This is a genomic window from Methanobrevibacter sp. (assembly GCA_022775905.1).
Classification (GTDB): domain Archaea; phylum Methanobacteriota; class Methanobacteria; order Methanobacteriales; family Methanobacteriaceae; genus Methanocatella.
This window is the reverse complement of the sequence record JALFJX010000008.1, coordinates 36,036-59,302: the sequence shown is the minus strand read 5'-3', so window position 1 is coordinate 59,302 and position 23,267 is coordinate 36,036. Positions and strand designations below refer to the sequence as shown.

Genomic DNA, 23,267 nt, shown 5'->3' with positions numbered 1-23,267 from the left:
GTGTAATCAAAAGAATATTCAATGGAACCAATAGAAGCAGAAGTCTACAACTATCCAATAAAGAAACAAAACTCAAAAACACAATTTACAACATTTACAGAACAACACAAATTCAAGAAAAATAAGGATTTCTACAAAGCCAAAAAAAGAATAAAAAAAGATAACTAGAATTCTTTTAACATGTTAGCTATATCTTCTTTTGAATAACCTAAACGGACAAATAGGCTTTTAATTGGTTCAGTTTCAGGAATAGAACCTAATTCCTTCCAACTTTTGAAATCATTTTTCATAATAGCATTGATTAAAAGTTGAATAGTGATTAAATCATCACTTTTAACAGCGATAAATGCATCTTCATCACCAAAAACATTTTCTGGATCAATTAATGTTACCCTTCCATTCCTATCTTTTTTTATAATTGCGTTGTCAATCTTGTAAGCCATAATACCACACGTTCAATGTCTGTTTAAATTTTTAGTTTAAATAGTATTTAAATTTTTAACTTTTAATTGATTTGTATCCACTTTCAATAGCTTTTAAATTCATTTCATGGAATTTAGGTTTTAAATTGTTTTTCATAGCCTCAATGACAGATTCTTTTGTAAGTGGGAATTTGTCATCCGCAGTTACTGCACCTAAAAGAACCATGTTCAATGCTAAAACACTTCCAGCATCCATAGCCAATTGAGTTCCATTGATTGGAAGAACATATTTAAAATTTTCTTTTAAGGTTTTAGTAATACTATCTACACTAGGATATACTTTATCGGTTGAAGATGGAATGATCGGATGAGTATTGTAAACAATTTTTGTTTCACTGTTTACTTTTTCCAATCCTCTTATTGTTTCAATTGGTTCAAATGAAAGCAACATGTCTGCTCCTTGTTTTGGAATAATAGATGAATTGTAACCACCAATTTTCAATTCAGTAGAAACAGATCCTCCTCTTTGAGACATACCGTGAATTTCACTCATTACCACATCTAAACCTTGGTTCATTGCAGCTTCACCAATAATTGTTGAGGTTTTAATGATTCCTTGACCTCCAACACCACAAATATAAATATTATAATGATTATCCATTTTCTCACCTACCGTCCTCTAATGCACCATATTTACATACTTGAATACATGCTGTACATCCATCACATTGAGATTTGTCGATTGTAATTTTTCCGTTGATTTTGGAAATAGCTGGACAAGCTAATTCTTTTACACATTTATCACAATTATTACAGTTGCCTTCAATGAAGTTTACAGGAGGTTTTTTAGTTAAACCTTTAATTAAAGTACATGGAGCTTTTGAAATAATTACTGCAGCATCATCTCTTTCAAATGCTTCCTTATATGTTTTAACAACTTGCTCTAAGTTGAATGGGTTGATTACACGCACATAATCGCAGCCACATGCAAGTGCTAATTTACGGATAGATACTTCAGGAGCTTCATCCCCCATACCGTCAACCGGAATTCCTGGGTTTGGCTGACCACCAGTCATTGCAGTAATCCTGTTATCAAGGACTGTTAAAACAAAGTTGTGTTTGTTGTGTACTGCATTTATCAATGGAGAGATACCGCTGTGGAAGAATGTGGAATCTCCAATGAAACTTGCTACCTTTTGGTCTGTTGAAACTGAAAATCCGCATCCATCCCCTACACTGGAACCCATGGATAACAAGTAATCAGCAGCGTTGTAAGGTGGGTTGATACCTAATGTATAACAACCAATATCAGATGCAAATACTACGTCCGCAGGAGTTAATCCCAATTCATCGATTGCAACATTGATTCCATAATACATTGCCCTGTGAGGACATCCTGCACATAAAACCGGAGCACGAGATGGAATATCTTCACTTAATTTTTCTAAACTTTGAGTAAATGAAACTGATTTGTCTTCTTTGAAGTCCAATACTTTGTTTAATCCTTCAGCCACAACATCTGAGTTGAATTCATGATAAAGAGGGAAAGTTCCATCCAATTTTCCGTGAACTTGGACATTGAGGTTTTTAGCACCAATGCAAATTAAAGTGTCTCTTTCAATGATTGGATCAACTTCTTCTACAACAAATACTTCATCAACATCACTTAAGAATTCAGCAACCTTATCCTGTGGGAAAGGATATGAGAATCCTAATTTTAAGATTTTAACATCTAAATCGTTGAATTTTACAACATCATGCGCATAATTGAATGCACTACTTGAAGCAATTAAACCGTATTTTTTACCAGAATCTATTTCAGTGTTGAATTCACTTTTATTGGTTACTTCTTCAATTTTGTGGATTTTATCCCAAAGTCTTACGTGCATATCTCCTGCATAAGCAGGTACTGGAACATATTTTGATGGGTCTTTGTTGAAGTGACCTCTCATCCAGTGGTCATCACCATTTGATGAATTGTCTTTAACATCACCAAATTCAACTACACCCCTCATATGAGATACACGAGTGGTTGTTCTGACAATAACAGGTAAATTGAATTGTTCGGATAAATCAAATGCATATTTAACCATGTCTTTTACTTCTTGACAGTTGGATGGTTCTAAGATAGGTACGTTTGCCAATCTTGCATAATTACGAGTATCTTGCTCATTTTGAGATGAAAAAAGTGATGGATCATCAGCAGATAAAATAACCATTCCGCCGTTGACACCAGAATATGCAGTTGTCATGAATGAATCAGCTGCAACATTCATACCTACATGTTTCATAAATGTAAATGACCTAAGACCAGATGCAGCTGCAGTTGCTGCAACCTCCATTGCGACTTTTTCATTAGTAGAAAACTCGAAATAAATATTAGCATCCTTAGCCAATACGGACAATACATTCCCAATTTCAGATGAAGGAGTTCCCGGATAAGTAGCTGCAATGGAAATACCTGCTTCGATAAGACCTCTTACAGCAGCTTCATTACCTAGCAAAAATTGTTTTTCGCCTGCGCCCCCTGTGACTAATTCTTTTAAATTCATTATATATTCCTCAAATAATCGTTAATACAATATTATATTTTTAACTTAAAATTATATAAGATTTATCTAAAAATTAAAAAAAAGTGAAAAATAAGAAAAAGAGAAAATTTAATTTGGATAAACTGTCTCAGGCGGATTTTCCAAATCAATTATTTTCTTATTCTCAAGGTTCTCATAACCTAAGGGAGTATGAGTTGAAAGGTATACAGTTTTATTATTTTCAATAAACTCACGAACATTGTCAAGAGTCTCTCTTGCAGCACCATTGTCTTCAAAAACAACTGACAGTTTATTTTCGTATAATGCCTCGTCCGTATATGTCACATCACCATGCAACATGTAGAATAAATCCCCATCTTCCACAACAACAATACTATTTCCTAAAGTATAGCCTTTTGCTTCAATAAAGTAAACACCATCTGCTATTTTTTTGTGAATTTTTAAAATTATAGTATTCCCCATCATCAAATTCGACAGGAACAATATTATCGGTTTCCAATTCAACTTCATCCGCTTCTGTTTTTGACATGAATATTTCAGCATTAGGGAACTGTTTTAATTCACCAGTATGGTCTGCATGTTTGTGGGTGACAAGAATTTTTGAAATATCCTCAATATCGTATCCTGCTTCTTTTAATGCAGGAACATAATCCTTAACTTTATCTCCCATCCAAATTGGAGCATTATCATCACGAGGTTGAACTGGAAGTTCAGCAGGCATTCCTGTATCCACAAGAATAACTTCATCTCCAGTATCAATTACGAAATTTTGAAGACTAGATCCATATTTAATTGATGCATCAAAGTTTTCTGCATCTTCTTCACCACCAAATGCAAAAGGTTGGGACATGAACCCATTCAAATAGTTTTACAGCTTTAATTATCATAGTATCACGAAAAATTTAATCCAAAAAATATTGGTAAGACTTTAATTAATAATTATAAAATATAGTATTTAAACTATTTCAGAAATGTATACTAACTGTACATTCCATTTAAATAAATGAACTTAAATGTACACAATTAATTTTAAAATTTTTTTAATGAAAATTAGAACATATCAATAATAGTAAATATAATATATTTGTTAGGATACAAATATTATATTAGAATAATTTATAAGTTCTTAATAATTTGGGAGAGAAATGATGATTAAAGTTTATGTTTCAAGATTTAATAGTGAAACTGATACAGAACCACATTTAGAATGTTATGAAATAGAAGAAAAACCTAATATGATGGTTCTTGACGCACTTCAGGCTATTAATGAAAAATATGATGCAGATATTAGTTTTAGAAGCTCCTGTAGAGCAGGACAATGCGGTTCCTGTGGAATTTTATTTAAAGGAAACGGAGCTCTTGCCTGTCAAAAAGAAATTAAAGACGGAGCGATTATTGAACCGCTTAAATTCCCAGTCATTAAAGATTTAATTGTTGATAAATCAAGTATTGAAGCTAAAGTAAAAGATTTGGAATTATCCCTTCAATGTGACCACAAATGCAGTGAATTAGATTCCAGCATTACCAAAGCAGAAACTGCAGATACTAAAAAAGTAAGAAGCTGTATTGAATGTTACTCCTGCTATTCAACTTGTCCAGTTGTCAATATTGCAACAGAAGAGTTTGGCGGACCATATTTAATGAGATACATCAACAAATTCGATACTGATCCAAGAGATAACTTTGACAGGCTTAAAGAAGCATTGGATGAAGGTTTATACAATTGTACCAGTTGTGGTAAATGTTTATCTGTTTGTCCTAAAAATATCAATACATTTGGTGATGCAATAGAAAAAATGAGAGCTATTGCAGTTGCAAATGGTTCAGGACCACTCCCAGAACATGTTGCATTTAAAGAAAATATTTTAGAAAGTGGAAGATCTGTAAAGACAGACAAACCATCATTTATTGAAGAAGCAAAAAATAAAACTGGTTCAAAAATAGCTTTCTTTACTGGATGTATGGTTGACTACAAATTCCCCGAAATTGGTCACAAATTAGTTAAAATATTAAAAGAAAATGGAATTGACATTGATGTTCCAGAAGGCCAAGTATGCTGTGGTTCCCCACTTTTAAGAACAGGACAAACTGAAATTGTACAAGACCTCGTCGATAAAAACAAAAAAATCTTTAAAGATTATGATACTGTAATTACAGTTTGTTCAGGATGCGGATCTACTTTAAAAAATAACCACCCTGATTTTGGTTCAAAATTAAATGTAATGGACATCAGCGAGTTTTTAGTAGATAAACTTGATGAAAGTAAACTCAAAGAAGTTAATATGACAGTTACATACCATGACCCATGTCATTTAGGTAGAGGACAAGGAATCAAAGATGCACCAAGAGATATAATTAAAAAAATACCTGGTGTTGAATTTAAGGAAATGTTATACCCTTGCCAATGCTGCGGTGCGGGTGGAGGAATAAAATCCGGAAAACCTGAAATTGCAATGGAATTATCTAAATCCAAAGCAGAAATGATTAAAGATACTGGTGCTGATGCAGTAGTTACAATCTGTCCGTTTTGTGAATTAAATATCCAAGATGGATTAAGTGAAATTGGATGTGATGACATCGAATGTATTCACATTTTAGAATTATTAAATAGAGCTTATGAATACTGAATTAGGAGTTGATTAAGATAGGAGATACTGCAGTCAGTGAAGAAAAAGTAGTTGAAAATACTTCTTTGAATTCACCTGAAGAAAAGGAAGAATCCAAAAGTGAGAAAAAATCAACTTCCACAAAAAAAGCTAAATCAACTGGTCAATCCCGAGGAACTGCAAGAGCAAAATTAATTAAAGAGCAAGAAGAAAGAGAAGTCACTCTTTTTAAAGAAAACATTTACATTGTTTTTGTTGAATGTGAAACTCCTGGAAATATTGGTTTTCTTGCAAGAACCATGGCAAACTTTGGATTGAAAAATTTAGTATTAATCAATCCACCTACATTAACCGAAGAAGCATATTATCAAGCTACACACGGAAAATACATTGTTGAAAATGCAATGATATTCCCTACATTGGATGATTTCTATCAAACTCATAGAATTGATTTTAAAGTTGCTTCAACCGGAATGGCCGGTGGAAGTTACAACCTATCAAGAATCCCAATCAGACCTGAGGAACTTGGTAGTTCAATGAATGTTTCAAATAAAATTGCAATATTATTTGGAAGAGAAGGAAATGGACTTACAAATAATGAAATCGCTGATTGCGACATTTGTGTTTCAATTCCAACTGATCCCACTTACCCAATATTAAATATCTCACATGCAGCGGCAATCATATTTTATGAATTGTTTAAAAACAAACATGAATATGGTGCTGAAGGACTTGATGAAAGTACCGATTTAGAAAAAGAATACTTATTAAATGACATGCGTGAGATAATCAATAGTTTGGATATTCCCGACCATAAGAAAAGAAATGGTCTTAAAACTTTCAATAACATCATTTCTAGAGCATTCATTACTTCCAGAGAAGTACACACCTTTAAAGGCATATTAAGACGATTGAAAAATAAACTTGGTGAACAATGAGACGTCCTAGATTTGTAGACATTAGTAGATTTACTCTCAAATACATTTTCAACTGGAGATTTTGGATAGCAGAGATTACAAAAAAATCCGAAATCTACAAAAAAGCAATTGATAAATTCCTTTTTGACGAAGATGAAATCGTAGTTGTGCCAAATACAATTAACATTAATAAAAAGATAGAATCAGAGGGTTCTGAATTTTTACCAACTGAAATTATTAAAGAAGTTGTTAAACGTAACAAAGACATCGTCATTATGAACACATGTCTTTGTAGGGAATCAAACGGCTGTGAGGATTATCCTCATGACATAGGATGCATTTTCCTTGGCCCAACTGCTATGAAAATTCCAGAACATATTGGTAAGAAAGCTACAGTTGAAGAAGCATTAGCACAGATAGACAGGGCTGATGCAGCTGGATTAACCCATATTATTGGAAGAAATAAAATTGATACCGTATGGATGAACATACGCCCTGGAAAAGGACTTCTAACAATCTGTCATTGCTGTCCTTGTTGTTGTTTATGGAAAGTTTATCCAAATTTAGATGACGATATTAGCGATAAACTAGAAAAGCTTGATGGTGTTGAGGTAAAACTTCATGAAGACAACTGTAAACTCTGTATGAAATGTTTAGATGAAATCTGTATGTATCAAGCAATAAGTTTAGAGAATAATAAAATTACTATTGACAATAATATATGCAGAGGTTGTGGCCTTTGTGTTAATACTTGTAAATTTGATGCTATTTCAATAGATTATACTGCAAAAACTATTGATAATATAGTTAATAGAATTGATGATTTAATCAAAATAAAAGATTTATAAAAACTTGTTTGTGTGAATAAAATGGCAATTTTAAGCGATGAAGACATAAAAAAATGTTTAAAAGAAGGTAAAATTAGTATTGAACCTCTTTTAGATGAAAAACAAATACAACCATCTTCTGTTGATATGAGATTAGGGGATGAATTTAAAGTATTTAAAGTTATTAGAAAACCATACATTGATCCCAAAGATGAAGAAGACATTGCATCCTACATGGAATCAACTACTGTCGAAGAAGGCGAAGCATTTATCATTCACCCTAATGAATTTGCACTCGCTACTACATTAGAGTATGTTAAAGTACCTGATGATTTAGTTGCAAGAGTAGAAGGTCGTTCAAGTATGGGAAGACTTGGTGTTACAATGCACGTTACCGCAGGTTTCATTGATCCTGGTTTTGAAGGAAAAATCACCTTAGAAATATCCAATATCGGTGCAATGCCAGTAGCATTATACCCTGGTCAAAGAGTATGTCAAATCGTATTCGAAACCATGACCACCCCATCAGAAGTTCCTTACGGACACCCTGACAGACAAAGTAAATATATGGGACAAACCAGTCCTGAAAGTAGTAGAGTCAAATTAGACTACGAATTAAAAAAATAAATTGGAGATAATATTTATGAATCATGATAAAATGTCAAATATTAGTGCAAAAAGAGGATTTTTATGGCCATCTTTTGAAATTTACTCCGGAGTATCCGGATTTACCGATTACGGACCTCTTGGAGCAAGCCTAAAAAATAACATTATGCAAAAATGGAGAAAACAATACGTTTCCGGTGAAGGATTTTACGAAATCGAAGGACCAACCGTAATGCCTAAAGAAGTTTTAAAAGCATCCGGACACGTTGACAACTTTACCGATCCAATGTGTAAATGTGAAAGTTGTGGAGAAGTTTTCAGAGCAGATCACATCATTGAAGATGCAATTGGCAAAGACGTAGAAAGCCTTGAAAACGAAGAACTTGACCAAATCGTTATTGACAATAACATTACATGTCCAGAATGTGGCGGTAAGTTATCAAACATCTGGAACTACAACTTAATGTTTAAAACCGAAATCGGTGCTAAAGGGGATAAAGTAGGTTACATGAGGCCTGAAACTGCACAAGGAATCTTCATTTTATTCAAACGTTTAGAAAGATTTTTCAGAGGAAAACTCCCATTTGGAGCAGTACAACTTGGTAAAGCATACAGAAATGAAATTTCACCAAGACAAGGAGTTATCAGACTTAGAGAGTTCACACAAGCAGAAGCAGAAATCTTTTTAAACCCGCAAGAAAAAACACATCCAAAATTCTCCCAAATTGAAGATGTGGTATTACGCTTAAACTCACAAGAAGTTCAGGAAAAAGATTTAGAACCTTTGGAAATTACTGCACGTGAAGCACTTGACAAAGGAATCGTAGCTAACGAAATGTTAATATACCAATTATACTTAGCTCGTAAATTCTTAACCGAAATCGGTATTCCTGAAGATGTTTTAAGATTCAGACAACACTTAGCAGGAGAAATGGCTCACTATGCACTTGACTGCTGGGATGTTGAAGTTAAAACCGATAAATACGGTTGGGTTGAAATCATCGGAATTGCAGATAGAGGAGCATACGATTTAACTTCCCACTCAAAATACAGTAATGATGAATTAAACGTATTCATAGAATATGATGAACCTAAAAAAGTTCAAAAAACTGTTGTTAAACCTAACTTATCTAAATTCGGACCAATATTCAAAGGAGATTCACCTAAAGTAAAACAAGCTATTGAAGCAGCAGATGTTGAAGATATCAAAGCTGCAATTGAATCTGACGGTAAATTTACAGTAGAATTGGACAAAGTATATGAAGTACCGGAAGATTTACTTATCTTTGAAGATGTTGAGGAAGAAATAACCGGTGAGAAAATCATTCCACATGTTATTGAACCATCATTTGGTATTGATCGTATTACCTACTCCGTTTTATTACATTCCTTTACTGAAACTGAAGGAAAAGACTACTTCAAATTCAATAAAACTGTAGCTCCTGTCCAACTTGGAATTTTCCCTCTTGTTAACAAAGAAGGACCACGTGAAATTGCTCAGGAATTAACTGAACAGTTCAGAATGAACGGATTTAAAGTAGAATACGATGCTACAGGAACTATTGGTAAAAGATATGCTAGAGCTGATGAAATTGGTATCCCTCTTGCTGTTACTGTTGACTTTGATACCTTAGAAGATAACCAAGTAACCGTCAGAGACAGAGATACAGAAGCTCAAGAAAGAATTCCAATAGATGAATTAGCCGATTACGTAGAAAAATATTATAAATGAGTTTAAAACTCATTTATTTTCAATTTTAAAATTTTCAAATAGATTATTAGCCCATTTTATTGAATCACTATTTTTAGAAGTCAATAATCTATTCTGATCAAAATAACCATCTTCCTTAAATAACCCCAAAATCATCAACTCGTTTGTGATGATTAGTAAAAATGTCTTCTCACCATTAAAAAAAGATAAGTTTTCAATTTTAGATTTTTCATCAAAAACTTCAAAAAGACTTAAAGGAACCATTACATCAACAGGTTTATTGTTTTTCACTAAATCATTTAATTTATCATTGAAATTTTCATAAAAAAACGGTAGAATACATTTAACCTCTTCTGCAGAATCCAATGATTCTTCAATGAATTTATAAATTCTATATACATCAACTCCATCTGATTCAATGAGACGAGCATTGCCAAGCAAATATAACTCGGCAACTGACTGATTTGGAATCATACCAACAAGATGCTTATCCAAAATATTAAAGAATTCATCCAATAAATCCAATAGATTGCTTAATTTCAAGACTTGTTCAATTTCAAGTTTAGTGGAATTTGATAAAAAATACTTATTGTGCTCTCTGTATACATGTCCTTTTAGCTCCAAATTATGTAAATTACTGGATATTGAACTGTAACTTAATGATGTGATGGTATTTATGTCTTTCATATTTAATGGACACTTGTATAATGTTGCCAATATCTTTAATCTAATTATTGAATTAGAGAGATATTTTACTTCTTCTGAAACAGAATCATAACTTTCTAAATAGTTTTCATTTTTTTCCAAAATAATCACCAATCGAGTATTACTTATACCATTAATTCTTAATACTAAAAAATATAAAATCTCTTGAAGTGAGAAAATGTGAAAAGTAACACTTCAAAAAAATTTAAATAAAAACAGAATACATTGTTATTTTTACAAAATAAAAGAAATTTAAAATAAAATTAGAAAAAAATATACTCTTATGAAACAAGTCACAGCAAAGGAACTAGTTAAAAAATACGAAATGCAAAAACACGAAGAAAATGGAATGTTTATAGAATGCAATGATGATATAAATGAAGATAAAAGACACCCTTCAGGATTTATCTATTACTATGTATCCCCAGGTGAGAAAACAGAATTCCATAAAATTGATTGTGATGAATACTGGAGTTACAATGCTGGATCAACAATAGAACTTTGGGTAATTAACCTTGAAGGTAAATTAAACATAAAATATTGCGGTATTGGAAAAAATGCAGAACCGACAGTTCTATTCAAAAAAGGCGAAATTTTTGCATCAAGACTCACAGAAAATGCATCAGACGGCTGTTTTTTAACATGTATAACCGTTCCAAGATTCAGTTATGATGGCTTTGAAATAATTGAAAAGGAGAATATTATCAAAGAATATCCAAAAGTAAAAGAATTTTGGGATTAAAATCAGAATACAGTTATTTTTTAAATAAAAAAAATAAAATTAATATTGGAAGTGATTTATATGATTGATACACATATCCATGCTGATGCAAGAAGTGGTGAAGATTTTAAAGAAATGTACTTATCAGGAATTGATAGTGCAATAACATGTAGTTATTATCCGTATAAAATTGATGCTGAAAACATTTTATTAAACCATTTGAACAGAATTTTAGAATATGATACAAAAAGAGCATCACAATATGGGTTAGATTTAAAAGTGGCTTTAGGAATTCATCCAACAAACTGCATTGAAAACCCACAAATGATTTTTGATGAAATGTACAAATGGATTGAAAACAAACAGATTGTAGCTATTGGAGAAATCGGTCTTGAAGATTTGACAGATTTAGAAATAGAAATATTCAAAAAACAATTGGACATTGCAGAGGAGACAAACTCAAAAGTCATCATCCACACACCCAGAAAAAACAAATTAGAAGTTCTAAAAGTAATTTTAGATATTGTACCACAACATTTAGATGAATCACAGGCAGTTATCGATCATATTAATTCAGATGTCATCGGAGAAGTTATTGATAATGATTATATGCTTGGATTAACAGTTCAGCCACAGAAACTTGATGTCAATGGTGCCATTGATATTTTAGATAATTACGGATTTGATAACTTTCTTTTAAACAGTGATATGAGTAACAAACCTTCAGATCATTTGTCTGTTGCAAAAACAGTTAGGGAATTAACTAGACTTGGATTTAAAAAAGGAGACATTGAAAAAATCTCCCATAAGAATGCTCAAAACTATTTTAAAATTTAGATAAATATGAATCTCATTAAAAAGTTACCCATACCAATTTCAGGCCTAGCTCTCGCTTTATTGTCATTAGGCAATTTATTGCAGGATATGAATCCCAATGTCAGATATTTATTTGGAGCAATGGGTGCAATAATTATTATTTTATTAATTCTTAAAGTCATTTTATACCAAGAAGATGTTAGAAATGATTTTAAAAATATTGTAATTGCAAGTAGTTCAGGTACTTTTTCAATGAGTTTGATGCTTCTATCTACATATACTATAGGATTCATACCAAACATTTCACATATCCTATGGATAATTGGAATTATCTTACATATTTTACTAATAATTTACTTTACTTATTATTTTATCATACGTAATTTCGATATTTCGACAGTCTACCCTACCTACTGGATTGTGTATGTTGGAATAACAATGGGAGCCATTACTGCACCAGCACATGGACTTCAAGAAATTGGATTCATATGTATGATTATAGGATTTATTTCCATGATTGTAACATTACCATTAATGTTATACAGATATGTAAAGTATCCAGAAATTCCTAATATGAATAAACCAACAACTTGCATTTATACAGCATTATTCAGCATATTAATTGTTGGATATACAACATCTGCACCAGCAATTTTCAATGAATTTTTAATTGCTTTGTACTGCCTTGCATGCATATTTTACATGTTTGCATTCTATAAGCTAGTTGAATATAGAACTTTAGAGTTTTATCCAAGTTTTACAGCTTTTACATTTCCATTTGTAATAAGTGCCCTTGCAACAAAAAGTGTTGTAAAAATAGTAGGTTCAAATACATTATTATCTTCAATTCAAACAATTGAGACATTAATAGCAGTAATTGTAGTATTTTATGTTTTATTTGAGTATTATGAATACTTAAAAATTAACTAAAAAAAGAATTAATTGACTGGAAATGTTAAAACAATTCCCACTTCATCATCATTAATTATTTCATATTCCGCATCCAGTTGACCTGCAAGTGAAACAATTATTTTCCACCCTAATCCATCAAAAGTTCCAAAATCAAAATCTTCAGGAAAACCAATTCCATTATCAAGGTATTTGAATTGACAAAAAGTTTGTCCATCTTTTTCAAACAGATCCAAAGATTTGTAAATAGTTTTATTTTTAGAATTTTTATCAAATGCATATTTAAACGTATTAACAGTCAATTCGTTGATAATTAAAGCCAAAGGAGTCACAATATTGATTGAAAATGTTAAATTCTCATCAACTTCACGAATGAAAGTAATTCCATCATCCTCTGAACGACGATGAAGTTGTTTATCCAAATCCGCCAAGAATGTTGGAACATTCATATTATTCATGTTTTCATCTTTATAAATCCTTTCATGGATTAAAGCAAGTGACTCAATACGTCTTTCAGTTATATCAAGGATTTTTTCATAATTTCCACGGTGAAATCTTTTTTCAAGGTTGATGAAACTCATGATTATTTGAAGATTGTTTTTAACACGATGATGAACCTCTTGAAGTAAAACAGTTTTTTCACGGTCTATTTTAATCAAATAATTAGTAAAATCCTTTTCTTTTGTAATATCTTGAGCAAACATACTTAAACGAAGGAAATTACCCTCATCATCACAAATTTTATGTACAACACCTCTTAAATATTTAGTTTCACCAGATTCAGTCATTATTCTAAACTCATCAATTATAACTTCATCATCATCTAAATTATCAAGTTTATCCTTAAATTTTTCAAAATCCCCAGGATAAATATATTCATCAAAAATATTAATATCCTCATCACCACATCTAGGTTCACGGTCAATTAGTTCATAAGTCTCTTCAGACCAATGAAATTTGCCATCTGCATCCATATATTGAATCGCTAAAGATGTGGATTTCTGTATATCATTTACAACAGCTAAAAGAATATCTAATTGTTGATTTCTAAGTGTTTTTTCAGTTATATCTTTTATATCACAAAAATGTTTAAAATGGTTTTCATCAAAATCTTTTGTAATGCTAAAACCCAATGTTTTAACTTTACCATTAACCAAAATCCTAAATGATTCCATATATTTAGTTACAGAGGAGTCCTCCAATTTATCTTTTATTTTTTTAATTTTATATTGATCTTCGGGGATTACTGTCTCTAAAATAATATTACGTTTGGAATCTTCGATTTCTGCTTCCCTTTCAAGAATTTCATAAGTACCTTCACTCCAAAAGTATCTGCCATTATCAAATAATGTGTAGAATGCAGTTTTATTTCTTTTTTCTAAAAGAGCTACTGATTTTTTAAAATTACTGAATTCTTCCAATTGGCCTTGAGCAATATAATCCTCATCCAAAACTGTTAAAGTGCCATCATCATTATAGCTGATAGTCATTTTAAGAGAAAAAATCAATATTTCTCCATCACAATAATGACAATATGCAATTTCTTCTTCATGAGTTGCATAGACCTTTTTAAAAATAGGATTAATGAATTCCTCCCAAGATGGAAAAACATCTTCCCAGCATTTTCCAAGAAATTTTTCATGTGAACTTTTAAAATAATTAGTTGCTAAAAACGGACTAATATATTGAAAAGCGAACTTCTGCCCATTTTCAACAGGATACATTACGCAAATCTTGATTTTTTCATTATTTTTAATGAAATTATTGGTGAATTCAGGAACATTATAAACTTTAGAATCAATATGAGCTTCAAGATCACCCATATTATAAACAAAAAAGTTATTCCCATTCTCCTCAAAATTAAGCAACATAAAAAATCCCCCACTTATACAATAATATTTTGTTTTAATAATATAAAAAGAGAATGATTTAATTTTACAAACATGTTGTTAAATTGAAAAAAATTAAAACAAAACTAAAAAGTCAACAAATATATTAAAGAAGTTATTAAATTATTAAAAAAATAGTAAAAAAGTAGAAATTGATTTCTACTTATCCTTTATTGACTAACTTTACTTTTTTAGGTGAGAGAATAATTAAATTTTTATCTTCAGAACGTGCGAGTAATAATGCTTGTGCACCATAATTTGTTCTGATTTGTCTGATTTTATCTCCAGCTAATTTAAAGTTAGCTTCACTTTCTCTTTCTAGGAAAGATAAATCAACAATGATCGGATTTTGCTCTTCAAGGATTTGATCAACCATATAGTTGATGTCATCAAGAGTTTTTGGCCTAATCAAAACAATTTCATAGAATGATTGTTCTGGAGTAATCACAAAGTCATCATCAAAATCATCATATACTGGAACAGTTCTAGGAGCTTCTTGTGGCTTAGGAGCAGGCCTGTATTCATATGGTTTAGTGTCCTGTTGTTGAGTTGGTTGTTGTTTATGTTGCTCTCTTGTATTTTTAACAGAAGTAGTGATATCATTTATAATACCTGAAAAATTGAAACCAGTACTTTCTTTCTTTTCACTGTCTTCTGTTTCTTCATAGCCCAAACTTCTTTTTAAATCGTCCATAAAGCTCATTTAAATTACTCCTCTAAATATTCAAATATAGCATCTAATAATTTATCAGCACCATTATTATAAACATCCTCAGCAGGTAAATTGTATTTGGATTCAAAGAATTCAGGACATAAGTCTAAGTCAGCATTTTTAAGGTTGATTGATAAACCAACAACTTTTGTAGGTTCAACTGCTTCGATAGCTCTGATTTCTTCTTCAATACCTCTAGGTTCTCTATATGGGTGATTTGGTCTGTGTCCAACAATAACAGCATCAGGAGCAGCACCAATTAATATAGCTGCAGATAATCCTCTAGGGTGAGGGTTTCCTTTTTCAGTTAAACTGGATTGACCTTCAATAAAAATAATATCTGGTTGTTTTGTTTCTTCAGCATATTTAATTGCAGACAATACTGCTGCTGGAACATCCATTGCAGATAAACTTCCAGCTCTGAAGTTAAAGTCAGTAGGTTCTTCCAATCCCATTTCATCAGTGGAAATAATTGCAGGAGTTAATCCTCTTTTCATACTTGCAATACCTAGTGTTTTAGTAGTTGTTCTTTTACCACATTCCTGGGAAGTTCCTCCAACAAAGATTACTGGAGCTTTTGGTTCGTATGAAATTTTTGGTAATACTTCACAGGATTTTTCAGGAGCAATACCTGCGATTGTTTTAACAACATCTAATCTAGGACCGATATCTTTGATTACAACACCTTTTGCATCAGCAAATTTCTTTAAAGATGTGTTTTCTGCAATAGCTAAAGATCTAAATGAAGTAATGACATTTAATCCTGCATCAATAGCTTGAACTGCATATTTTAAAGCTGCACCTTCTGCTCCGATTGGAAGCATGATTACTAAAGATTTTGCATCTTTTGCATCTTTAAGACATTCATCTAAGCCACTTGCTACAATATGACCACAGAATTCTTTTCCTTGTTTTTTAACACTGTCATCGATGAATCCGACTGCTTCAACACCTTCAAGATTGGAGAATTTTTCACCTCCACCACCACAACCTACAACTATGAATGGATTTAAATCTTGAATTTCTTTTACTGATTTTATTGAATACAAAAATTTCACCCCTATAACTTATAATTTATAACAACCGTAAATTTATTATCCTAAGATTTTTCAAAAATAATTTCAAAAAGAATGTTATATTAATAATTATAATTTTTCATATTAATAAATGTAAATGTTTTACGGAAAAATTAATTAATAAATTAAGATAAATAAAAATTAATAATATTAAAAATTATCATTATTATCGCAAATACAATAAAGGATATGTTATAAATGAATGAAATGGAAATTAATGAAATGGTCATAAAATGTCCTGTTTGCCATGTTGAGGGTGTTGCTAAATCAATAATGAAAGAAATTGAAATACCTCACTTTGGAAAAGTTTTAGAAACAACAATCCAATGTCCAGAATGCGGATTCAAACACAGTGACATCATAGCTTTAGAACAAAATGATCCTGCTAAATACGTTATCAAAATCAACAAAAACAATTTATCTGTAAGAGTTGTCAGATCACAATCTGCAACCGTTTCAATTCCTGAAGTTGGAGTTAAAGTAGAACCGGGTCCAAAATCAGAAGGATACGTGACAAATGTCGAAGGAATCCTCACCCGTTTTGAAGATGCAGTAAAAAAAGCTTTGAACTTATTTGATGATGATGCATCACAGGAAAATGGTAAGAAAACTTTAAGTCATCTTCAAGAGCTTAAAAAAGGAAACGGAACTGCAACTTTAATTATTTTAGATCCATTCGGTCAAAGTAATGTTGTAAGTGATAGTGTTGAGATTTCTGAAATTCCTGAAGAGGAATTACACAAGTTAAAAACAGGTTTTAGTCATATAGAAGAATAAGTAAAGAAGAATTATTCTTCTTTATCTTCTTCAACAGGTGCAGAGAAGCTGAAAGTATCTTCTTCTACTACATCTTTTAATTTTAATGTTTTTTGTACATCCATAGCTAATGCGTTACAATCTGCTTTAATAGCTTCTAAATGTAATAAAATTCTTTCTTTTTCTTGATTGATCCTTTCGATGTTAGTGTAAGGATAAGTAGATTCTTTAAGCATTTCGTATTCAATAGTAGTATAAGGATAATCGTTTAATTGTTTACATACATTTTTTAAAACTTCGCCTAAGAATTTGTTCATTTCGACTTTTACTCTTTCCCTGATCATTTTGTCATCATCAAGATTTTCTTTCATTAAACGAACTACCTCAGCTTTAGCGAAAGGTAATTTTTCTTCATCTTCTTCAGGGAATTCTTCGGAAGTTTGTTCCATAATTTCTTCTTCAGACATAATTACACCTCTTTGTGTTTTTTTCATAATATTGACTATCCAAATGATTTTTTAAAAAAAATAACATTTTATCAATATGTAATATTATATTTATCACAAGTTTTATTTAAAGGTTTTGCTTAAATTAAAGAAATGAAACAGTATTTAAGTAGTTATATATTCAAAATATAAAATAATTAATCGAAAAAGTAATAATTTTGATAGTTGCATGAATTTGAAAAATCGTTTAAAAAAAATAATAAAAAGTAGCATCAAAGCTACTTTAATTTTATCTTTTTCTAAAAATATCATTACTTCCAAAAATAATTGATATAATTGCTGAAATAGCTAGCAGAGATATTAGATTTGAGGTAGGATTTTTTGAAAGACCATAAACTGGTTGTTTAATGTTTTCTGCATGAGCAACATTATTTTCACTGAAGTTACCAGTAATATTACTTACAATATCATTTGAAGTATTATTAATGATTTCAACTGTTGCAGAATCATTATTATTTTCCAAGTTATCATCCGGAGTATCACTCACAACAGAAGCAACATTTTCAAATATTCCTTCACTTGTAGCTTCAAATTTCACAAGTAATTTTTCTTCGCCCCCTGCAGCAAGTTTCTCAATTGACCAAACATTATTTGATGTATCGAATTCACCTGTGGATTGTTCAACTGATTTTAAGGTTAATGATTTAGGAAACTTTTCACTAACTCTAACATTAACTGCATCTGCAGGACCATTGTTATTTACTTTAATGCTGTAAGCAACGATCTCACCAACATTATATGTGTATTTTGAAACTGTTTTAGTAATTGATAAATCAGCTGCAGGTTTCACATAAATTGTCCCATTATCCTCATTATTATTAGGATTTGGATCTTTCTCATTACCATTTGCTTTAGCCACATTAGTAATATTTCCTGTTTTAATGATTTTTGTGATAATTTCCAATGCTTTAGATTCACCAACATCCAAATCACCAACATACCAAATGCCATTTTCATAATTACCATTTGCACTAATTAATTTTAATGAATTAGGTAATATATCCTGAATAAACACACCTGTTGCACAGTTTGGACCATTGTTTGAAACTATTACTGTCCATTTAACCAAGTCATTATAGTTAGCAGTAGAGACATTAGCAAATTTTTCAATTGAAAGGTCTGAAACCGGCAATACATCAATCAATTCATCATCATGATTATTTGACATATCAACATCATATTCATCAGCCATTACTGATACGTTGTTCACAATAACTCCCAACTCATTAACATGACAACTAATGTTCAAACATTCACTTTGACCTACATTTAGATAATCTATTACCCATACACCATTTTCATAGACCCCACAAGTTGAAGAATAACTGTTAAAGACCAATCCATAAGGCAACACATCAGTTACTTTGACATTATTTGCTCTGTCAGGACCATTGTTTGTGACTTTAATAATCCATGTAACAATATCTCCAAAGTATGGATTATCTTCAGTTACTTGTTTTATAACTGAAATATCTGATGCAGGAGGCACTTCAATAGATTCATTATCCATATTATTGTCCAAATTAGGATCATGTTCAATTCCTGAAATTTCTGCGATGTTTGTAATGTTTCCAGTCCTAATAACTTTACAGACTAACTCCAAAGTTTCAATTTCTCCTTTTTCAAGACAGCACACTGCCCATACACCTTCATCATAAAATCCTTTACTTGCAGTGTAATTAACAAGCACAAAACCTTCTGGAAGAATATCCTGAACAGTGACACCAGTTACTTTATCAGGACCATTGTTTGATGCTGTTAATGTCCATTTAATTAGTTCACCATAATTGGCCTCAGTTACATTAACAGTTTTTACAATAGCCAAATCACCAGATTTATTAACAAGAATTGTCTTATTAGCTTCATTGTTTGTTAAATCAATATCATCTTCTAGGGAGTTTACTGAGACATTATTTGTAATATTTCCAGTTTGATTCACCTGTGATATGATGTTAAGTTCAATTGTCTCACCTTTGTTTAAAGTTCCAATATCCCATATTCCTGTTTTTGAATCATATCTTCCAAGAGAATCATCACTAATCCAAATCAATGCATTTGAAAATAGATCAGTGACTTTCACACCATGTGCATCATCAGGACCATTGTTTTTAACAATTATTGTCCATTTAACTTGATTTTTGAAATTAGGATTAGTTTCATTGACTAATTTTCCAACTTCAAGGTCAACTGCTGGAGGAACATCAATTTCCTCTTCATCATGATTGTTTGATAAGTTGCAGTCAACTTCACGAGATATGACCTCTGCATTATTAACAATGTTTCCTGTTGCAATAACTTTTGAAACAATTGTTAATTTGGTTGTTCCATTAACTTTCAAATCACCAACATTCCAAACTCCAGTACTTACATCATAATCACCATCAGAACTAACAAATTCCAATGAAACAGGAAGCAAATCTGTAACATTAACATCATGAGCCACATCAGGACCAAAATTAGAAACAGTTACTGTCCATTCAACCAAATCGCCAAATTTAGGGTTTGATATGTTAACATCCTTAATCACTTCCAAATCAACAGTTTCAGGAGTGCTAATTTGTTTTTCATAATGATTATTTGACATATTACGGTCAATTTCACGGGAAGTAACATCAACTTTATTATTTATAACACCAGTAGATGCAACTCTACATACCAAACTCAATTTAACTGAGTTATTGACTTCCAAATCACCAACATTCCAAACTCCAGTACTAACATCATAATCACCATCAGAACTAACAAACTCCAATGAAACAGGAAGCAAATCTGTAACATTAACATCATGAGCCACATCAGGACCAAAATTAGAAACAGTTATTATCCACTCAATCAAATCACCATAATTAGGATTAGAGACATTAACATCCTTAATTACGGATACATCAACTGTAGGTGGGACAGTGATTTCCTGTTCATCATGATTATTGTCCAAATCAATATCGTATTCATTACCAGTGACATTTGCTTCATTTTTGATTTCACCAGTCTTGTTGACTTTAGTTATGATGTTAACAATTAATGTTTCACCAACTTTTAATGAACCGATTGTCAAAATACCTGTTTTAGGATCATATGCTCCATTACTGTCATCACATATCCAAATCAAACCTTCCGGAAGCACATCAGTTACAATGACACCAGTAGCATCATTTGGTCCATTGTTAGTGATGTTTAATGTCCAAACAACAGTATCTTCATAAGCAATTGAATCATTGTTGCTTGCTTTTAAAATCTTATTATCAGTTTTTGGAAGCACATTAAATACTGTTTCATTAGTAATTGACTTATAGTAATTGTCTTCATAATGTTTTGCAGTTACATAATATTTTCCCGGCTTTAAGTCTTCCAGACTATCAGACACTTCACCTAAATAGTTAGTATTTGAAGATTTATTGTAGACTACAGTCCCATCTTCATTCTGTACAGTCATTAAAACATTCATATTGTATTCACGGTCATCCTGATAAAGTTCACCAGTATCAACAGCACCCAGAACAGGATTTTCACCATCAATTTGAATTTTATCATTGCCTGCTGCATTATAGATTGCATTAGATACATTTATATTGTCAAAGTCAGCAATGTTGTTTCCCCCATAAATTACTGATTTTATGTTTTCTACATCCCCATAGTAGATATCATGAGCAGAAATCGGCAACTTGTAAACCCAAGCTTGGTTTTGATATAATGTATTATTTGCCAATTTAAATTCAACACCATCCTTATCAAAATAAATTGCACTGCCATTTCTTGCAGTATTCAATTTAAATTCATTATTTTGAGCTAAAACCATTGTACTGTTTACATAAATAGCTCCACCCAATCCATCATTTAATTTACTTGCATCAGGTATTGCTTCATTTGATGTGAATTTTGAATTTCTAACTACAGTATCCTTACCTGTGATGAATAATGCACCTCCATCAATATTTGCAATGTTCCTGTTAAATTCAGAGTTTATGACTTTAACATTAGTCGCATTGATATTAACAGCACCACCATATTCAGAAGCATAATTATCCTCAAATAATGAGTTTTCAATTTTTATATTTAATCCATCTAATTTAACAGCACCTCCTAAAGGAGCTTTATTTCCTTTAAAAACACTATTTGTAATGTTTAAATCCATATAATCCAAATAATTCAACATAATAGCCACTGCACCACCATATTTAGTTGCAGTGTTATTAATTAAAGTACAGTTATCCAGATTACCTGATGCATGGTATGTCAAAGCAGAACCCCAATCTGCAGTATTTCCAATAAATACACAGTTGTAATAAGATGATCCATTTCTAACACATCCAGCACCTGCATGACCTAATCCAACACTGGATATTGCCTTGTTGTTTACAAATAAACAATTTTTAACATTACCATAAGACGGTTCAGTATCCAAACCTAACTGAACTGCCCCACCATAGCATTCACCGTCACCTTTGACATAATTGGAATTAAAAACACAGTTTTCAATTAAAAAGTCATGAGCGAAAATACCTAAAGCACCAGCAGCAATTCCAGCATGATTCCCCGTGAAGTTACAGTTCTTAATTCTCATACCCTGTGCAGATACTGCATTATATTGAGTATGTATTGCTCCGGAACTCAACTCAGCAGAGTTATTTTCAAAAACACATTTATTGAATGCGACATTTTGAGCAGTAATGAGAATTGCTCCACCCTTACTATCAGAATATCCATTTATAAATTTTAAATTTGATAATTGTGAGTTTGCTGCTCCCTTAAATATTCTTAGAATTACTCCATTGTTTTTACCGTCCAATGTTGCCTGTGATGATGACGTAATTGTCAATTTCTTTTTTAGCAAAAGTGTATCATCACCTTTTGATGTAAATTTACCGCTTAATTTTATTGTATCCCCATCAGTTGCCTTATCTATTGCATTTTGAATATCACTAAAAGTACCTCCAGTTACTGAATAAGTTTTTGCCTGCAATGTTGGATTTTCCTGCGTATTTTCCAACATCAATTTAGTTTCATGAGAATTTTCCAGTTTATCTTCAACATTTACATCCAATTCCATTTCATCAGTATCATTGACATCAGCAGCATATGCATGTTCCACATTAACTCCAAGAGAAGCGAACATCAGACAGACAATGATTAATGAAATAAGAAAAGGTTTGCTAACAACTGTCTTTTGAATTTTGTTTAACATTTAATAACCTCTAACGAGAACAATACTACTATCAATTAACAAAAGCTATCAATTAGCAATTAAACTTTTTATTTTAAGTCCTTCTTTAAAAAGAACAAATCAAATCACCAAATTTTAAAAAAATAACCTCAATTTAAAAGTGAACTATAAATTAGTCACCTTCCACAAAAAATTTTTACTTAAATTTAATGCCAAAATAAAAGATTACTTCCCAATTTGATATGAAGAAATATACTTTTTTAAATCAGTTCAAAATTTAACTGAAAATAAAAGATAATCTCTTTAAATCCTCAAAAAATCTATTAAACACCAGTTTATTTAAATTTATTGCCAATAACATTTTAAAATTAATAT

20 protein-coding genes are annotated in these 23,267 nt (G+C 31.3%); 9 read left to right on the top strand and 11 right to left on the bottom strand.

Annotated elements, in window-relative coordinates; translation table 11 throughout:
- Window positions 1-164: 164 nt before the first annotated feature.
- From MR875_02020 to MR875_02000, 5 genes are all read right to left on the bottom strand, one after another.
- Window positions 165-443: a hypothetical protein gene (locus MR875_02020; GenBank protein ID MCI6993631.1), complete on the bottom strand. Its 279-nt coding sequence runs from the start codon at window positions 441-443 to the stop codon at window positions 165-167.
- 55 nt (window positions 444-498) lie between these two features.
- Window positions 499-1,083 (bottom strand): indolepyruvate oxidoreductase subunit beta, encoded by a 585-nt coding sequence (locus tag MR875_02015; GenBank protein MCI6993630.1) that lies wholly within the window; start codon window positions 1,081-1,083, stop codon window positions 499-501.
- A gap of 4 nt (window positions 1,084-1,087) precedes the next feature.
- Window positions 1,088-2,974: an indolepyruvate ferredoxin oxidoreductase subunit alpha gene (iorA, locus tag MR875_02010; protein MCI6993629.1), complete on the bottom strand. Its 1,887-nt coding sequence runs from the start codon at window positions 2,972-2,974 to the stop codon at window positions 1,088-1,090.
- 108 nt (window positions 2,975-3,082) lie between these two features.
- Window positions 3,083-3,337, bottom strand: coding sequence for a hypothetical protein (locus MR875_02005; protein MCI6993628.1), 255 nt, complete (start codon window positions 3,335-3,337; stop codon window positions 3,083-3,085).
- Window positions 3,338-3,374: 37 nt separating this feature from the next.
- Window positions 3,375-3,824: an MBL fold metallo-hydrolase gene (locus MR875_02000; GenBank protein ID MCI6993627.1), complete on the bottom strand. Its 450-nt coding sequence runs from the start codon at window positions 3,822-3,824 to the stop codon at window positions 3,375-3,377.
- A gap of 298 nt (window positions 3,825-4,122) precedes the next feature.
- Here MR875_02000 and MR875_01995 point away from each other — a divergent pair, with 298 nt between their 5' ends.
- Genes MR875_01995 through glyS form a run of 5 tightly spaced genes read left to right on the top strand, consistent with a single transcriptional unit; the run spans window position 4,123 to window position 9,662 of the window.
- Window positions 4,123-5,601, top strand: a complete 1,479-nt coding sequence (locus tag MR875_01995) for a succinate dehydrogenase/fumarate reductase iron-sulfur subunit (GenBank protein ID MCI6993626.1) — start codon at window positions 4,123-4,125, stop codon at window positions 5,599-5,601.
- Window positions 5,602-5,609: 8 nt separating this feature from the next.
- The gene (locus MR875_01990) at window positions 5,610-6,518 is read left to right on the top strand and encodes a TrmJ/YjtD family RNA methyltransferase (protein MCI6993625.1); all 909 of its coding nucleotides are present in this window, start codon (window positions 5,610-5,612) and stop codon (window positions 6,516-6,518) included.
- Window positions 6,515-7,345 (top strand): 4Fe-4S binding protein, encoded by an 831-nt coding sequence (locus tag MR875_01985; protein MCI6993624.1) that lies wholly within the window; start codon window positions 6,515-6,517, stop codon window positions 7,343-7,345. Before MR875_01990 ends, MR875_01985 begins: the two co-directional genes overlap by 4 nt.
- Window positions 7,346-7,366: 21 nt before the next feature.
- Window positions 7,367-7,951, top strand: coding sequence for a dCTP deaminase (dcd, locus tag MR875_01980; GenBank protein ID MCI6993623.1), 585 nt, complete (start codon window positions 7,367-7,369; stop codon window positions 7,949-7,951).
- A 16-nt stretch (window positions 7,952-7,967) separates the two neighbouring features.
- On the top strand, window positions 7,968-9,662 hold the full coding sequence (gene glyS / locus MR875_01975) for a glycine--tRNA ligase (protein MCI6993622.1): 1,695 nt from the start codon (window positions 7,968-7,970) through the stop codon (window positions 9,660-9,662).
- A 9-nt stretch (window positions 9,663-9,671) separates the two neighbouring features.
- On the opposite strand, the gene MR875_01970 is transcribed toward glyS, so the two are convergent.
- Complete coding sequence (locus MR875_01970) at window positions 9,672-10,457, bottom strand: DUF1724 domain-containing protein (protein MCI6993621.1); 786 nt, start codon at window positions 10,455-10,457, stop codon at window positions 9,672-9,674.
- Window positions 10,458-10,629: 172 nt separating this feature from the next.
- Between MR875_01970 and MR875_01965 the strand changes: the two genes are divergently transcribed.
- The 3 genes from MR875_01965 to MR875_01955 are packed head-to-tail and all read left to right on the top strand — an operon-like array spanning window position 10,630 to window position 12,813.
- Window positions 10,630-11,088, top strand: coding sequence for a cupin domain-containing protein (locus MR875_01965; GenBank protein ID MCI6993620.1), 459 nt, complete (start codon window positions 10,630-10,632; stop codon window positions 11,086-11,088).
- A gap of 60 nt (window positions 11,089-11,148) precedes the next feature.
- Complete coding sequence (locus MR875_01960; protein MCI6993619.1) at window positions 11,149-11,904, top strand: TatD family hydrolase; 756 nt, start codon at window positions 11,149-11,151, stop codon at window positions 11,902-11,904.
- A 6-nt stretch (window positions 11,905-11,910) separates the two neighbouring features.
- Window positions 11,911-12,813 carry a hypothetical protein gene (locus MR875_01955; protein ID MCI6993618.1) on the top strand — a complete coding sequence of 301 codons (903 nt, stop codon included), beginning with the start codon at window positions 11,911-11,913 and terminating at the stop codon, window positions 12,811-12,813.
- An 8-nt stretch (window positions 12,814-12,821) separates the two neighbouring features.
- Here the strand turns inward: MR875_01955 and MR875_01950 are convergent, their stop codons facing one another.
- The 3 genes from MR875_01950 to MR875_01940 form a co-directional block, all read right to left on the bottom strand.
- Window positions 12,822-14,663 (bottom strand): sensor histidine kinase, encoded by a 1,842-nt coding sequence (locus tag MR875_01950; protein ID MCI6993617.1) that lies wholly within the window; start codon window positions 14,661-14,663, stop codon window positions 12,822-12,824.
- A gap of 181 nt (window positions 14,664-14,844) precedes the next feature.
- Window positions 14,845-15,384, bottom strand: a complete 540-nt coding sequence (gene sepF, locus MR875_01945) for a cell division protein SepF (GenBank protein MCI6993616.1) — start codon at window positions 15,382-15,384, stop codon at window positions 14,845-14,847.
- Between the two features lie 5 nt (window positions 15,385-15,389).
- On the bottom strand, window positions 15,390-16,442 hold the full coding sequence (locus MR875_01940; protein ID MCI6993615.1) for a DUF1611 domain-containing protein: 1,053 nt from the start codon (window positions 16,440-16,442) through the stop codon (window positions 15,390-15,392).
- A 225-nt stretch (window positions 16,443-16,667) separates the two neighbouring features.
- Between MR875_01940 and MR875_01935 the strand changes: the two genes are divergently transcribed.
- Complete coding sequence (locus MR875_01935) at window positions 16,668-17,246, top strand: ZPR1 zinc finger domain-containing protein (GenBank protein MCI6993614.1); 579 nt, start codon at window positions 16,668-16,670, stop codon at window positions 17,244-17,246.
- 11 nt (window positions 17,247-17,257) lie between these two features.
- Here the strand turns inward: MR875_01935 and MR875_01930 are convergent, their stop codons facing one another.
- Together MR875_01930 and MR875_01925 are read right to left on the bottom strand one after the other, a co-directional pair.
- Complete coding sequence (locus MR875_01930; protein MCI6993613.1) at window positions 17,258-17,692, bottom strand: hypothetical protein; 435 nt, start codon at window positions 17,690-17,692, stop codon at window positions 17,258-17,260.
- Between the two features lie 268 nt (window positions 17,693-17,960).
- Entirely contained in the window at window positions 17,961-22,913 is a 4,953-nt protein-coding gene (locus MR875_01925) for a hypothetical protein (GenBank protein MCI6993612.1), read from the bottom strand.
- Between the last annotated feature and the right edge of the window lie 354 nt (window positions 22,914-23,267).

Coding starts and splice junctions, on each gene's coding strand:
- MR875_02020 (MCI6993631.1), bottom strand. CDS start 443: ATGGCTTACAAGATTGACAACGCAATTATAAAAAAAGATAGGAATGGA.
- MR875_02015 (MCI6993630.1), bottom strand. CDS start 1,083: ATGGATAATCATTATAATATTTATATTTGTGGTGTTGGAGGTCAAGGA.
- iorA (MCI6993629.1), bottom strand. CDS start 2,974: ATGAATTTAAAAGAATTAGTCACAGGGGGCGCAGGCGAAAAACAATTT.
- MR875_02000 (MCI6993627.1), bottom strand. CDS start 3,824: ATGTCCCAACCTTTTGCATTTGGTGGTGAAGAAGATGCAGAAAACTTT.
- MR875_01995 (MCI6993626.1), top strand. CDS start 4,123: ATGATTAAAGTTTATGTTTCAAGATTTAATAGTGAAACTGATACAGAA.
- MR875_01985 (MCI6993624.1), top strand. CDS start 6,515: ATGAGACGTCCTAGATTTGTAGACATTAGTAGATTTACTCTCAAATAC.
- dcd (MCI6993623.1), top strand. CDS start 7,367: ATGGCAATTTTAAGCGATGAAGACATAAAAAAATGTTTAAAAGAAGGT.
- glyS (MCI6993622.1), top strand. CDS start 7,968: ATGAATCATGATAAAATGTCAAATATTAGTGCAAAAAGAGGATTTTTA.
- MR875_01965 (MCI6993620.1), top strand. CDS start 10,630: ATGAAACAAGTCACAGCAAAGGAACTAGTTAAAAAATACGAAATGCAA.
- MR875_01960 (MCI6993619.1), top strand. CDS start 11,149: ATGATTGATACACATATCCATGCTGATGCAAGAAGTGGTGAAGATTTT.
- MR875_01955 (MCI6993618.1), top strand. CDS start 11,911: ATGAATCTCATTAAAAAGTTACCCATACCAATTTCAGGCCTAGCTCTC.
- MR875_01950 (MCI6993617.1), bottom strand. CDS start 14,663: ATGTTGCTTAATTTTGAGGAGAATGGGAATAACTTTTTTGTTTATAAT.
- sepF (MCI6993616.1), bottom strand. CDS start 15,384: ATGAGCTTTATGGACGATTTAAAAAGAAGTTTGGGCTATGAAGAAACA.
- MR875_01935 (MCI6993614.1), top strand. CDS start 16,668: ATGAATGAAATGGAAATTAATGAAATGGTCATAAAATGTCCTGTTTGC.
- MR875_01930 (MCI6993613.1), bottom strand. CDS start 17,692: ATGTCTGAAGAAGAAATTATGGAACAAACTTCCGAAGAATTCCCTGAA.
- MR875_01925 (MCI6993612.1), bottom strand. CDS start 22,913: ATGTTAAACAAAATTCAAAAGACAGTTGTTAGCAAACCTTTTCTTATT.